A 12,798-nucleotide genomic window follows, 5' to 3' on the forward strand; every position below is an offset into this window, starting at 1 on the left:
GTTTGCATACCAGGCCAGAGATCGCGCGAGCCGTCGAGCAAGGGCGGCTTGCCGCCGCCATCGCCGAATGAATTCGGCTCCTACGGTTGGCGTGCGCTTATACCACTGGGTCGTTGTAGGAGCAGGCGCTAGCCAGCGATGCAGCGCAAAGCGCTGCCGGGGTGAGCGAGAAGCTAAAAAAACGCCCGTCTCGAGACGGGCGCTTGTTCGGGCGGGGGAGGCACGCTCAGCGGCGTTTCTGACGCGCCTCTTTCGTGCGGCCCAGTTCGCGTTTTTTGGCCTTTTCCTTGTCGCTGGCGCCGGCCATGTTGTCGTACGGGTTGTCGCCGGAACGGAACTCGAAGCGCATCGGCGTGCCGCGCACCTTGAGTACCTTGCGGAAGGTATTGGTCAGGTAGCGCCGGTACGCTTCCGGTAGCGAGCTCGTCTGGTTGCCGTGGACCACGATGATCGGCGGGTTGCTGCCGCCCTGGTGGGCCATGCGCAGCTTGATGCGCCGGCCGTTGATCATGGGCGGCGGGTGCTGGCTGACGGCATCCTGCAAGAGCGTGGTCAGGCGGTTGGTCGACCAGTGGGCGTTGGCGGCGTCGAACGCGCGCTCGATCGAGGGGTAGAGATCGCCCACGGCGGTGCCGTGCAGCGCCGAGATGAAGTGCATCTCGGCGTAGTCGGCAAAGCCCAGCCGGCGCTTGATCTGGCTGCGCATCGTCTCCCGGGCTTCATGCTCGAGCCCGTCCCACTTGTTCACCGCCAGCACCAGCGCCCGGCCGGTGGTCAGCACGTAGTCCAACAGGTGCAAGTCCTGCTCGACCAGCCCGCTTCGCGCATCCAGCACCATGATGGCGACGTGGCACTCCTTGATCGCGTCCAGCGTCTTGATGATCGAGAACTTCTCGGCGATCTCGCTGACGTTCTTGCGCCGCCGCACGCCTGCGGTATCGACCAGCACATAGGGCTTGCCGCGGCGCTCGAAGGGAATCTCGATGGCGTCACGCGTGGTGCCCGCCTCGTCGAACACCACCACGCGCTCCTCGCCGAGCAGCCGGTTGACCAGGGTGGATTTACCCACGTTGGGCCGGCCGATGACGCCGATGCGAATGCCCTTGGTGCCGGTGTCGGCGGGAATGTCGGCGTCGCGCTCGGGAAACGGCGCGAGCACGATGTCGATCAACTGCGAGACGTTGCGCCCGTGGGCGGCGGCGATCGGCCAGGGATCACCGATGCCCAAGCCCCAGAAATCGCCCATGGCCGAGTGCTCTTCGAGCCCGTCGGTCTTGTTGACCACCAGCCAGGTCTTTTTCTGATTGACCCGCAGGTGGTTGGCGATCGCCTCGTCGGCGACGTTGAGCCCGGCGCGGCCGTCGACCAGAAACAGCACGATGTCGGCTTCGTCGATGGCGGCCAGCGACTGCTCGGCCATCGCCGCGTCGATACCTTCCTCGTCACCGCTGATACCGCCGGTGTCGATGACGGTGTAGGCCTTGTTGCCCAGCAGGCCGTTGCCGTACTTGCGATCACGGGTGAGGCCGGGAAAGTCGGCCACCAGCGCGTCGCGAGAGCGCGTCAGGCGGTTGAACAGGGTCGATTTGCCCACGTTGGGCCGACCGACCAATGCAATGACGGGTGTCATGGAGCGATTTCCAACGTTTGCAGCCGGCCATTGTTGGCCTGTACATGGAGGGTGCTGCCTTCGCTGACCGGGCGCAGGGTAATACCGGATTTATGCACCCGCGTGCGGCCAACGATCGAACCTTCGCGGGCGTCGATCAGGTGTACGTAGCCTTCGAAATCTCCGACGGCCAGGCGGCCATCGACGAAGGCGGGAGCGGTCAGCTGACGATCTTCGAGCGCCGAGTTGCGCCAGATCTCCTGGCCGCTGTTGGCATCGAGGGCCACGATCTGGCTGTCGTCAGTGACGACGAACAGCGCGTTGCCGACCAGCACCGGTGTATGACGGCTGGAGAGATTGGTTTCCCACAGCACGCCGCCCTGGGTGGCCTCGAGCGCCACGACGCGGCCGTTGTAGCTGGTCACGAACAGGCGGCCGTCCTGGCTGAGTACCGGCTGACCGGCCAGATCGACCAGCCGCTCGACTTCGCTGCGCCCGCGGGGCGTGGCGATCTGCTGATCCCAAAGCGGCTGGCCGCTGCGGTTATCCAGCGTCGTCAAACGGCCGTTGGCAGAGCCGACGAAGGTGACCGGCTCGATCACCATGGGCGTGCCGGTGCCGCGTAGGGTCAGCGCCGGCTGGTTGCTGGTATAGACCCAGCGCTCCTGGCCGGTGGCGCGGTCGAGCGCGGTGACCTGGCCGTCCACGCTCTGCACGATCAGAAGCTGCGGGTTAGCCTGGGGGGCGGCCAGCACTTCGCTGGAGACCCGCGAGCGCCAGTTGATGCTGCCATCGCTTTGATCGATCGAGATCACTTCGCCGTTGCGCGTGCCCAGATAGAGCTGGCCGGCAATGGCGTTCAGCGCGCTGGAAAGCGGCGTGTCGAGCTCGATACGCCACTGGCGGTTGCCGTTGGTCGCATTCAGCGCCATGACCACGCCCTGGGCGTCGGCGGCGAACACGGTATTGCCTTCGCGGGCGGGCGCGATCGGGTAGCGGGCGCGGCCCAGGCCGTCACCGACGTTTTGCCGCCACACGTTCGACACCGTCGTGGTCTCGTTGAAACTGGTCAGCGGGGTCGGCGCGTTGGTGGGTTCACCCTTGCTCGCGCAGCCGGCCAGAAGTGCCAACGCTGCCGCGCCGAGGGCGGTGCGCAGCAGCGTTTTGGAAATCAACGGTTGGGAAAGGCTGATCGTCATTAGGAGGTCGCCTCCTTGGCGCCAAGGTCGTCTAGCTTAAACTGTATGCCGTAAAGTGACTGGCTCTGCCCGTCGGCGGCCAGCGCCTCTTGCCACGCCTTGCGCGCGTTGTCGCGATCGCCAAGGGCGGCGTAGGCATCGCCGCGAACGTCGAGCCGCTGAGCGGCCAGAGCGTCGACGATCGGCTCGTCCAAAAGCTCTAGCGCCTGCTCCGGGTTGCCCTGGGCAATCTCGATACGCGCCAGGCGAAGCCAGGCCAGGCTCTTAACGTAATCGCGCGAAGCACCGTCGGCGGCGCGCTCGAGCGCCTCCCGGGCGCCATCGAGATCGTTCTGACCCACCGCCAGGCGCGCTTCGAGCAGCAAACCGAGCTCGGCGTAGAGCGTGCTGCCGTAGTCGTCGTTGAGCTCATTGACCAGCTGTTTGGCGCTATCGAGCTGCTCGGCGCCTTGCTCTGGCAGGTTGGCGATGGTCAGAAGCTGCTGGTAGCGCACGGACGCCGCCGCTGCCTGGCCTTCCTGGTAGTCTTGCCAGGCGTGCCAGCCGAACACACCGGCCGCGGCGATCACTGCCCCCGCGATCAGCGAGGTGCCGTTCTCTTTCCACCAGCGCTTGATCACATCAAGCTGCTCTTCTTCGCTTCTCAGCTCCGCCACGGGCGGTCTCCTTGTTCGGGCATGGCGGGCCCCGGGACAAGCCTCGGGATCCGCCACAATTGATCGGGTTAGCGGATGATCAGCTCATCAAGCGTTGCAACAAGCGCTGCCTGCGCGACGCTTTGCTGCTCGCGATCGTCGCGCAAGAACTTGAGCGTGACCGTCTGGTTGGCCACTTCGTCTTCACCCAGTAGCAGGGCGATGGCCGCGTCGCTCTTGTCGGCCTTCTTCATGCGGCTTTTGAAGCTGCCGCCGCCGCAGTGTAGCTGCAGCTTCAGCGCGGGAAGCTCGGCTCTGAGCGTTTCGGCCAGCGTCAGCGCGGCGGTGGTGGCGGTGTCGTCCATTGCCATCAGGTAGACGTCGCTTTTGCCGAGCGCCTCATCCGGGACGAGATCGAGGGTGTCGAGCAGCAGAATCAACCGTTCGATGCCCATGGCGAAGCCCACCGCCGGGGTGGGCTTGCCGCCGAGCTGCTCGACCAGGCCGTCGTAGCGCCCGCCGGCGCATACCGTGCCCTGGCTTCCAAGCGCGGTGGTGGTCCACTCGAACACCGTGCGCGAGTAGTAGTCGAGCCCGCGAACGAGGCGCGGGTTGACCACGTAGCCGATACCGGCGGCGTCGAGCATGGCTTTCAGCGACTCGAAGTGCTCGATGGAGGCCTCGTCCAGGTGATCCAGAAGCTGCGGCGCGGCGTCGAGCATCTCGGCCATGGCCGGATTCTTGGAATCCAGAATGCGCAGCGGATTGCTTTCAAGGCGACGCACGGAGTCCTCGTCGAGAAGCTCGAAATGCTCGTTGAAGTAGGCCACCAGCGTATCGCGGTAGGCCGCCCGCGCCTCGAGCGAGCCGAGTGAATTGAGTTCGAGGGTGACGTGCTCGAAAAGCCCCAGCTCCTTCCAGAGCCGGGCCGAGAGCAGAATCACCTCGGCGTCGATGTCCGGGCCTTCGAAGCCGTAGGCTTCCACGCCGACCTGGTGGAACTGGCGGTAGCGGCCCTTCTGCGGGCGCTCGTGGCGAAACATCGGCCCCTGGTACCAGAGCCGCTGGGTCTGGTTGTAGAGCAGGCCATGCTCCATGGCCGCGCGTACGCAGCTTGCGGTGCCCTCCGGGCGCAGCGTCAGGCTATCGCCGTTTCGGTCCTCGAAGGTGTACATCTCTTTTTCGACGATATCGGTCACTTCGCCGATCGAGCGGGCGAAGAGTGCCGTCTGTTCGACGATGGGCATGCGGATTTCATCGAAGGCGTAGCGCTGCATGATCTGGCGCACTTTCGCTTCGAAAAACTGCCAGCGGGGGCTGTCGCTGGGCAGCAGATCGTTCATCCCGCGGATCGCCTGGATCTTTTTGGTACCGGACTTGCTCAATGAAAACTCCTTGTAAGCACGAAAAGCCAGGCTTCCCGTCTTGCGCGACGTTATACGCTTTTGGTGATAACGGCGTCTTGCTGCTGCTGTTTGAGGCGAACCTTTTCGCGAATCAGGGCTTCCAGGTCGTCGACCAGGTGCTCGTTGCGAAGCTTGCTCGCGGGCTTACCGTCGATGTAGACCAGATTCGCCGGTGAGCCGCCGGTCAGGCCGATATCGGTCTCCTTGGCTTCGCCCGGGCCGTTGACCACGCAGCCGATCACCGAGACGTCGAGCGGCGTCATGACGTCTTCCAAACGCTCTTCGAGCTGGTTCATGGTGTCGATGACGTCGAAGTTCTGGCGCGAGCAGCTCGGGCAGGCGATGAAGTTGATGCCCTTGGCACGCAGCTTCAGACTCTTGAGCATGTCGAAACCGACCTTGATCTCCTCGACCGGGTCGGCGGCCAGCGACACGCGAATGGTGTCGCCGATGCCGTCCATCAACAGCATCCCGAGGCCGATCGAGGATTTTACCGTGCCCGAACGCAGCCCGCCCGCCTCGGTGATCCCCAGGTGCAGCGGCTGCTCGATGCGCGCGGCGAGATCACGGTAGGCGGCGACCGCCATGAACACGTCCGAGGCCTTGACGCTGACCTTGAACTCCTGGAAGTCGAGCCGGTCGAGGTAGTCGATATGGCGCATGGCGGATTCCACCAGCGCCGCCGGGGTCGGCTCGCCGTACTTCTTCTGCAGATCCTTTTCGAGCGAGCCTGCGTTGACGCCGATGCGAATCGGAATGCCGTGATCGCGGGCGGCGTTGACCACCGCCTTGACGCGGTCCTCGCGGCCAATGTTGCCCGGGTTGATGCGCAGGCAATCAACGCCGAGTTCGGCCACGCGCAGCGCGATCTTGTAGTCGAAGTGGATGTCCGCGACCAGCGGCACGTCAACGCGTTGCTTGATGCGCCCGAACGCCTCGGCGGCGTCCATGTCCGGCACCGAGACGCGCACGATATCGGCACCGGCCTTTTCCAACTGCTGGATCTGGCCGACGGTGGCGTCGACATCCAGCGTGTTGGTGTTGGTCATGCTCTGTACGGCGATGGGGGCATCGCCGCCGACCGCGACCTTGCCGACGTGAATCTGACGGGAAGGGCGGCGCTTGATTGGAGAAGGGGCGTGCATGGGACGGATCACTCTCCTAGAGTAAAGCGGGCAACGTTATTGGCACCGGCGCGCTGAGCGAGATCGACGGATTCGCCCATGTAGTCAAGCGTCACGCCGGTCGCGTTACCAATGGTGAGTCGAAAAGGCGGCTCGCCTTCAACCGTTGCCGTGGTGCCCGGCGTTTGCAGGCCCACGAACACGCGCTGGTTGTTGGCATCGAAAATTTCGGTCCAGGACTGCTCGGCGAAGCTCAACTCGAGCGTATTGGCATCGCCCTGGTTTTGCGCCTCGACCAGCGCAAGCGCGGCGTCGATGGCGGTCTCGGAAAGTTCTACCGGCTCGGGCTCGGCGGCGGCCTCCAGCGCGGCGCTGTCGTTGACGTCGGTGCCACCGGTCTGGCCAGTGGCCGCATCAGAGGGAGCCGGGGCGGAGACCGGCGTATCGGGCAGCGCTGCGTCCTGCTGGGCGGCGTCGAGCTGGCTCTGCTCTTCGGCGGAGGGGGCCGCTCCCATGCTCGGCGGCTCGCTGCCGCCGCGGCTTTGCCACCACATCACCGTCACGCCGATCAACCCGGCGATCACCAATAGCGTGACCAGCTTGAAAAGCCAGGCGCCGACGCGCGAAGGCGGGCGCGAGGTCGTGACCGGCGCCACCTTGCGCTCGGCCTCGGCAGTGCCAAAGCGTGCCTTGTAGGCGTCGAGCACCAGGTGTTCGTCCATGCCCAGATACTTGGCGTAGGCACGCAGATAGCCGCGGCGATAAGCGGCTACGGGAATTTCGTCGTACTGGTCGCGCTCCAGGCCTTCGACCACGGCCGGGCGCAAATTGAGCGCCCGGGCGGCGTCGGAGAGCGCCACGCCGAGCTGTTCACGCTGACGGCTCAAAAGCTCGCCGGGTGAGGCGGTGGTGGTCGCGGTATTCTCGTGTAAATGCATGTCGCTCATGGCTGAGCATCCTTCAATAATTAGGTGATCAGGGGGCGCTTGCGGCCATCGACTGACGCTGATACTCGGCGGCGGCCTGTTCGTCGCCCCGAGCGCGGGCAACAGAGGCGGCCAACGTCAGCGCCTGTCGGTCCGGGCCTGCCAGCTGCAGATAACTTTGCAGCGGCGCCCAGGCGCGCTCGAAATTGCCCTGAGAAACTTCCAGTTCGGCTAACATCAAATACCCGCGCGGACTCCGCGGGTCGATACTCTGGGCGCGCACGAAGCGCTCGCGCGCGCGGCTGACATCGTCGAGCGCCATGTAGCACTGCCCCAGGTTGGTGAAAAGCTGGGCGCGGTTGGCGTACTGGGCATCGGTCGATGCGATTTCCAGCTGTTCGCAGGCCTGACGGTACTGGCCCTGCTGATATAAAAACGCCGCGTAGTTGTTACGCGCGCGAGTAAAGGAGGGGGCGGCGCTGACGGCCTCTTCAAAATAGCGGGTGGCCAGCTGAGTTTCGCCCTGCTGCTGATACACAAGCGCCATGCCTTGAAGTGCCTCGGCGTGGCGGGGGTCGATTTCGATGGCGCGGTCGAGCGCGTTGAGCGCCCGGGACAGGTTGCCGCGCTCCAGATAGGCCACGCCCAGCTGGCTGTAAGCGTCGGCGGCGTCCTGACCGGTTTGCGACGAGGGACTGGGGCCTTGCGTGGCGCACCCGGCGAGTATCAGGCTGCCCATTATAATGGACAGCGCCGGTACTCGAAGGAAGGTGGTGCGCCTACCGTAGCCAATCATGGTCGCCCTCGTGAGTGAATATTAACCCGCCGCCATGGGCGCCGGTCCTTGATAAAACGGCGGCTTTCGCCGGGCCCGGGCAGTAATTGCGTCATTATGCCGGGTTAAAACAGGGTTCATCAAAGCGCTGTGTGAAACGGAAGTCAAGGCGCGTTAGTCGGCGTCGAGCTGGACCGACTGAATGTAGCGTGCGCTGCGCTTGGTGCGGTCTTTCACGCGACCCACCAGCTGCCCACAGGCGGCATCGATGTCGTCGCCGCGGGTCATGCGCACGGTGGCGTTGTAGCCAAGATCATAAAGCCACTGCTGAAAGCGCATGACCTGGTTACGAGACGGCTTCTCGTAGCCGGAATTCGGGAACGGATTGAACGGGATCAGGTTGATCTTGCAAGCGAGCTCTTTCAAAAGCGCGGCGAGCTGCTCGGCGTGCTCCTGCTGATCGTTCACATCCTTGATCAGGGTGTACTCGATGGTGACCTGCCGGTTTTCCGGGCACTTGGCGAGATACCGATGGCAGGCGTCCAGAAGCGAGCGGATGTTGTACTTGCGGTTGATCGGCACCAGTTCGTTTCGAAGCTCGTCGGTCGCCGCGTGCAGCGAAATCGCTAGGCTTACGTCGATCTCGTCGCCGAGTTTGTCGAGCATCGGGACCACGCCGGAGGTCGAGAGCGTTACCCGGCGCTTGGAAAGCCCGTAGCCGCTGTCGTCGAGCATCAGCTTCATCGCCGGCACGACGTTGTCGAAGTTCAAAAGCGGCTCGCCCATGCCCATCATGACCACGTTGGTCACCGGACGATTGGCGGTATCGCGGCGCGGGCCGACGCTTCTCTGGGCGACCCACACCTGGCCGATGATCTCGGCGGCGGTGAGGTTGCGCTGAAAGCCCTGCTTGCCCGTGGAGCAGAAGCTGCAGTCCAGCGAACAGCCCACCTGCGACGACACGCAGAGCGTGCGCCGCTTGCCGTTTTCCGCCGGGATCAAGACCGTTTCCACGTAGCTGCCGTCTTCCACCTCGAGCACCCACTTGCGGGTACCGTCCGAGGAGGTGCCTTCGTAGACCACCGCCGGCCCGCGGATTTCCGCCACCTTGGCGAGCTTTTCACGCAGCGCCTTTGAGAGGTTGGTCATCGCGGAAAAGTCATCGATGCCTTCCTGGTGAATCCACTTCATCAGCTGGGCGGCGCGAAATTTCTTCTCGCCGATGGAGAGGAAAAACGCCTCCATCTGCGCGCGCGAAAGCCCCAGCAGGTTTTCCCGTGCCGGGGCGGTCGAGTCGTTTGGCGTGGATTGAGTGGCGGCGTTCGCCTCGGGCGTGTGTTGGGCTACGGTGGTGGTCATGGCTCAGCGCTTGGAAAGGGCGGGGGCGAGCCCCCGCGAAAATGGCCAGCAACGCGGTTCGAGTCGGCGCTCTTAGCGCGGGCAGATCTCGTCGTTGCCGAAGAAGTAGGCGATCTCGCGCTCGGCACTCTCGGCAGAGTCGGAGCCGTGAACGGCGTTGGCATCGATGGTTTCAGCGAAATCGGCGCGGATGGTGCCGGCTTCGGCTTCTTTCGGGTTGGTCGCGCCCATCAGGTCACGGTTTTTGGCGATCGCGCCTTCACCTTCGAGTACCTGTACCACGACCGGCCCGGAGGTCATGAAGCCGACCAGATCCTTGAAGAACGGGCGCTCCTTGTGCTCGGCGTAGAAACCGCCGGCTTTCTCCTCACTAAGGTGCTGCATTTTGGCGGCTACGACCTTGAGGCCGGCCTTTTCGAAACGGGCGATGATCTCGCCGATCGCGTTCTTGGCAACGGCGTCGGGCTTGATGATGGACAGAGTGCGTTCAGTCGCCATGGTGTAACTCCTTTGGGGGTCTAAAACAGAAAGTGCCGCTTCTTGCGAAGCGGCGCACAAGGTGATCAAAAGCCGGTACGGCGCCCGCCCGGCAAAGTGGGCGCGATTATAGCGCCTCCCACCGGGGATGAATACCGATTCGGCTAAACGGTGAAGCTCTCGCCGCAGCCGCACTCGTCCTTGACGTTGGGGTTGTTGAAGCGAAAGTAGCGATTGAGCCCTTCGCTGACGTAATCGACTTCGCTGCCGTTGAGCATCGCAAGCGCTTCAGGGTCGACGAACACGCAGGCACCGTGCTCTTCAAAACGGACTTCGTCCGCTTTCGCTTCATCGGCGAAGTCCAGCACGTAGCTGTAGCCCGAGCAGCCGCTGGGCTTGACGGCGACGCGAAGGCCAAGCCCCTGACCACGCTCGTCCAGCACGTGACGGATCTGTTTGGCGGCGTTGGGCGTAATCGTGAGGGTTGCCATTGGCATGCTCCTTGAAAGTGTCGGTCTTGAGTAGAGCCGTCCGATGAAGATCAGTTGGAGGCTTGCGGGGTGCGAAGCCCGCCAAGCGCGTGACGCATCAGACCGAGCGCGTGATCGATGTCGTGTTCGGTGGTAAAGCGCCCAAAGCTAAAACGCAGCGACGCGTGGGCCAGCGCCCGCGGCACGCCAATATTCAGCAGTACATAAGAGGGCTCTACACTTGCCGAGTTGCACGCCGAACCCGTCGATACCGCCACATCGCGCAGCGCCATTAACAGCGCCTCGCCGTCCACGCCTTCGAACGCCACGTTGACGATGCTCGCCACGCTATGTTTGGTTGGCGAGTTGACGTGCACGCCGCCGATATCGGCAAGCCCGGCCATGAAGCGCGCCTTGAGCGCGTCGATATGGGCGCGGTCAGCCTCGCCGACCTCGTTCATCAGCGCAAACGCCTCGCCCATGCCCGCAATCTGATGAGTGGGGAGGGTGCCGGAGCGCATGCCGCGTTCGTGACCGCCGCCGTGAATCAAGGCTTCGACACGAATATCCGGGTGGCGTTTCACATAAAGCGCGCCGATTCCCTTCGGCCCGTAGGCCTTGTGCGCCGATAGCGACATCAAATCCACCTGCTGGGCGGCCACGTCAAGCTCGATTCGCCCCACCGCCTGAGCGGCGTCGGTGTGAAACGCCGCGCCGAAGCCGTGGGTGGTGTCAGCCAGCGCCTTGAGGTCGTTGACGGTGCCAAGCTCGTTGTTGACCGCCATCAACGATACCAGCGTGGTGTCGTCGCGAAGCGCGCTTTCAAGCTGCTCGGGGGTAACGCGGCCATCCGGCCCCGGCGTGAGCCAGGTGACCTCGAAACCCTCGCTTTCGAGCGCCCTGGCGGTATCCACCACTGCCTTGTGCTCGATGGTGGAGGTCACCAGGTGCATGCCGCGTTCGCGATTGGCGCGCATGAAGCCGGTCAGCGCCAGGTTGTCGGCTTCGGTAGCGCCGCTGGTCCAGACGATTTCCCGCGGGTCGGCGTTGATCGCATCGGCGACCTGGCGGCGCGCCTGCTCGACGGCCTGCTCTGCCTGCCAGCCAAGCATGTGGCTACGCGAGGCCGGGTTGGCGAACAGCTGATCCACCGTCAGATAGCGCTGCATGACCGCGGCCACGCGCTCGTCCACCGGCGTGGTGGCGGCGTAGTCCAGATAAACGGGGAGCGGGGGAGCGGAGGTTGTCGGCATGGTGTCCAGCGGCTCATCAAATGGTAAAAGGGCGGTCATTGCGACGAGGCGAGAATGCTCGCATCGACGCGGTGGCGCTGACGGGTGGCCGTTTGCAGCACGTCCGGGCGCCTGGCGAGCTTTGCCAGAGTGACGTCATCGAGAAACTGACGAATCTGGTTGGAGAGCTCGCACCATAGATAGTGAGTTAAGCAGATATCGCCCTGTTGGCAATCCGACATGCCCTGGCAGCGCGTAGCGTCGACACGCTCGTCGACTGCATCGATCACCTGAGACACGCTGATGTCGTCGAGCCCGCGGGCCAGCAGGTAGCCACCGCCTGGGCCACGTACGCTCTTGACCAGCCCCGCCCGGCGCAGCCTGGCAAAGAGCTGCTCGAGATAGGAAAGCGAAATTTCCTGACGTTTGGAAATATCGTTCAAACACGTCGGGCCCTGCTCGGCGTGCAGCGCCAGATCGAGCATCGCCGTCACGGCGTAACGGCCTTTGGTGGTCAAACGCATAGGGTATCCCGGTGCTGGTCATGAGCGCACGGACGAAAGTGTGGGACCATTATGGGAAATCCCGAGTACTTTGGTCAACTATTGTGGCGCGCATGGCCCGCGCCGCCTGGAGCGGTGGGATCAACGGGCGGTCGAGTCAGTGCCGGGGCGTTTCGCTCTCTGGACTGTTCGAACGTGCGCGCGTATGGGCGGCGTCGACGCTTTCACAGCCCGGGGTGGGCTCGTCGAGCACGTCGGCGAAGTCGTCGCTGTTGAGTTCGGGGAGCTTTCCCTCGCGGTAGCCGGCATCGAGCTTTTTGAGGGTGGCGCACATGCGCTCCAGGCGTCCGTCGACGGCGTGCATGTGATCGAGCATCGCCTGCATCGAGCGGGCGACGGGGTCGGGCATGTCCTGGCTCACGCCATAAGCATCGAAGCCGAATTTCTGGCAGATCGCCTCGCGCCGGGCCGGGTCGACCTCGAGTGCCGCTTCGACGTCCGGGTCCGGGCGCTGGACGACCTTGCCGGGAATGCCTACGACCGTGGCGCCGGCGGGCACCTCCTTGGTGACCACCGCGTTGGAGCCCACCTTCGCCCCGGCGCCGACGGTGAACGGGCCCAGAATTTTCGCACCGGCCCCGACGATCACGCCGTCGCCCAGGGTCGGGTGGCGCTTGCCCTTGTTCCAGCTGGTGCCGCCCAGGGTCACACCCTGATACAGGGTGACGTTATCGCCGACCGTGGCCGTCTCGCCGATCACCACGCCCATGCCGTGGTCGATGAAAAAGCGCCGCCCGATGGTCGCCCCCGGGTGAATCTCGATACCGGTGAGCCAGCGCCCGAAGGTCGAAATGCTGCGCGCCAACCACTTGAGGTTCTTCTTCCAGAGCCAGTGGGCGCCACGGTGTAGCAGCAGCGCGTGAAGCCCTGGGTAGTTGGTCAGCACTTCGAGAAAGTTGCGCGCCGCCGGGTCGCGGTCGAACACGCTGTTAATATCTTCACGCAAACGTTCAAACATGTAGGGTCCTTCGTCCTGGCGACGGCGCGGCGCTTCGAGCTCTAACGTAGCCGCATTCGAATTCG

Annotated in this window: 13 protein-coding genes; all 13 read right to left on the reverse strand. The window is 64.1% G+C overall.

Annotated elements, in window-relative coordinates:
• Positions 1 to 226: 226 nt before the first annotated feature.
• The 13 genes from der to cysE all read right to left on the reverse strand — a co-directional run bounded on the left by der (position 227) and on the right by cysE (position 12,733).
• On the reverse strand, positions 227 to 1,630 hold the full coding sequence (gene der / locus RN347_RS03475) for a ribosome biogenesis GTPase Der (protein WP_263584976.1): 1,404 nt from the start codon (positions 1,628 to 1,630) through the stop codon (positions 227 to 229).
• Complete coding sequence (gene bamB, locus RN347_RS03480) at positions 1,627 to 2,808, reverse strand: outer membrane protein assembly factor BamB (RefSeq protein WP_263584975.1); 1,182 nt, start codon at positions 2,806 to 2,808, stop codon at positions 1,627 to 1,629. Before bamB ends, der begins: the two co-directional genes overlap by 4 nt.
• Entirely contained in the window at positions 2,808 to 3,464 is a 657-nt protein-coding gene (locus tag RN347_RS03485) for a tetratricopeptide repeat protein (RefSeq protein WP_311960195.1), read from the reverse strand. The genes bamB and RN347_RS03485 overlap by 1 nt, the downstream gene beginning before the upstream one ends.
• A 68-nt stretch (positions 3,465 to 3,532) precedes the next feature.
• Complete coding sequence (hisS, locus tag RN347_RS03490; RefSeq protein ID WP_263584973.1) at positions 3,533 to 4,828, reverse strand: histidine--tRNA ligase; 1,296 nt, start codon at positions 4,826 to 4,828, stop codon at positions 3,533 to 3,535.
• Between the two features lie 50 nt (positions 4,829 to 4,878).
• Positions 4,879 to 5,994 carry a flavodoxin-dependent (E)-4-hydroxy-3-methylbut-2-enyl-diphosphate synthase gene (ispG, locus tag RN347_RS03495; protein WP_263584972.1) on the reverse strand — a complete coding sequence of 372 codons (1,116 nt, stop codon included), beginning with the start codon at positions 5,992 to 5,994 and terminating at the stop codon, positions 4,879 to 4,881.
• An 8-nt stretch (positions 5,995 to 6,002) separates the two neighbouring features.
• The gene (locus RN347_RS03500) at positions 6,003 to 6,920 is read right to left on the reverse strand and encodes a RodZ domain-containing protein (RefSeq protein WP_311960196.1); all 918 of its coding nucleotides are present in this window, start codon (positions 6,918 to 6,920) and stop codon (positions 6,003 to 6,005) included.
• 28 nt (positions 6,921 to 6,948) lie between these two features.
• Positions 6,949 to 7,695, reverse strand: coding sequence for a type IV pilus biogenesis/stability protein PilW (gene pilW, locus RN347_RS03505; RefSeq protein WP_311960197.1), 747 nt, complete (start codon positions 7,693 to 7,695; stop codon positions 6,949 to 6,951).
• A 153-nt stretch (positions 7,696 to 7,848) separates the two neighbouring features.
• Positions 7,849 to 9,033 carry a 23S rRNA (adenine(2503)-C(2))-methyltransferase RlmN gene (gene rlmN, locus RN347_RS03510; protein WP_311960198.1) on the reverse strand — a complete coding sequence of 395 codons (1,185 nt, stop codon included), beginning with the start codon at positions 9,031 to 9,033 and terminating at the stop codon, positions 7,849 to 7,851.
• Between the two features lie 72 nt (positions 9,034 to 9,105).
• Positions 9,106 to 9,531 carry a nucleoside-diphosphate kinase gene (ndk, locus tag RN347_RS03515; RefSeq protein ID WP_263584968.1) on the reverse strand — a complete coding sequence of 142 codons (426 nt, stop codon included), beginning with the start codon at positions 9,529 to 9,531 and terminating at the stop codon, positions 9,106 to 9,108.
• 143 nt (positions 9,532 to 9,674) lie between these two features.
• On the reverse strand, positions 9,675 to 10,001 hold the full coding sequence (locus tag RN347_RS03520; protein WP_263584967.1) for an iron-sulfur cluster assembly accessory protein: 327 nt from the start codon (positions 9,999 to 10,001) through the stop codon (positions 9,675 to 9,677).
• Positions 10,002 to 10,051: 50 nt separating this feature from the next.
• Positions 10,052 to 11,233 (reverse strand): aminotransferase class V-fold PLP-dependent enzyme, encoded by a 1,182-nt coding sequence (locus tag RN347_RS03525; protein ID WP_311960199.1) that lies wholly within the window; start codon positions 11,231 to 11,233, stop codon positions 10,052 to 10,054.
• Positions 11,234 to 11,268: 35 nt separating this feature from the next.
• Positions 11,269 to 11,736: a Fe-S cluster assembly transcriptional regulator IscR gene (gene iscR / locus RN347_RS03530; protein WP_263584965.1), complete on the reverse strand. Its 468-nt coding sequence runs from the start codon at positions 11,734 to 11,736 to the stop codon at positions 11,269 to 11,271.
• A gap of 136 nt (positions 11,737 to 11,872) precedes the next feature.
• The gene (gene cysE / locus RN347_RS03535) at positions 11,873 to 12,733 is read right to left on the reverse strand and encodes a serine O-acetyltransferase (RefSeq protein ID WP_311960200.1); all 861 of its coding nucleotides are present in this window, start codon (positions 12,731 to 12,733) and stop codon (positions 11,873 to 11,875) included.
• Positions 12,734 to 12,798 lie beyond the last annotated feature (65 nt).

Origin of the sequence: Halomonas sp. PAMB 3264, assembly GCF_031954245.1 — a bacterium.
GTDB lineage: Bacteria > Pseudomonadota > Gammaproteobacteria > Pseudomonadales > Halomonadaceae > Vreelandella.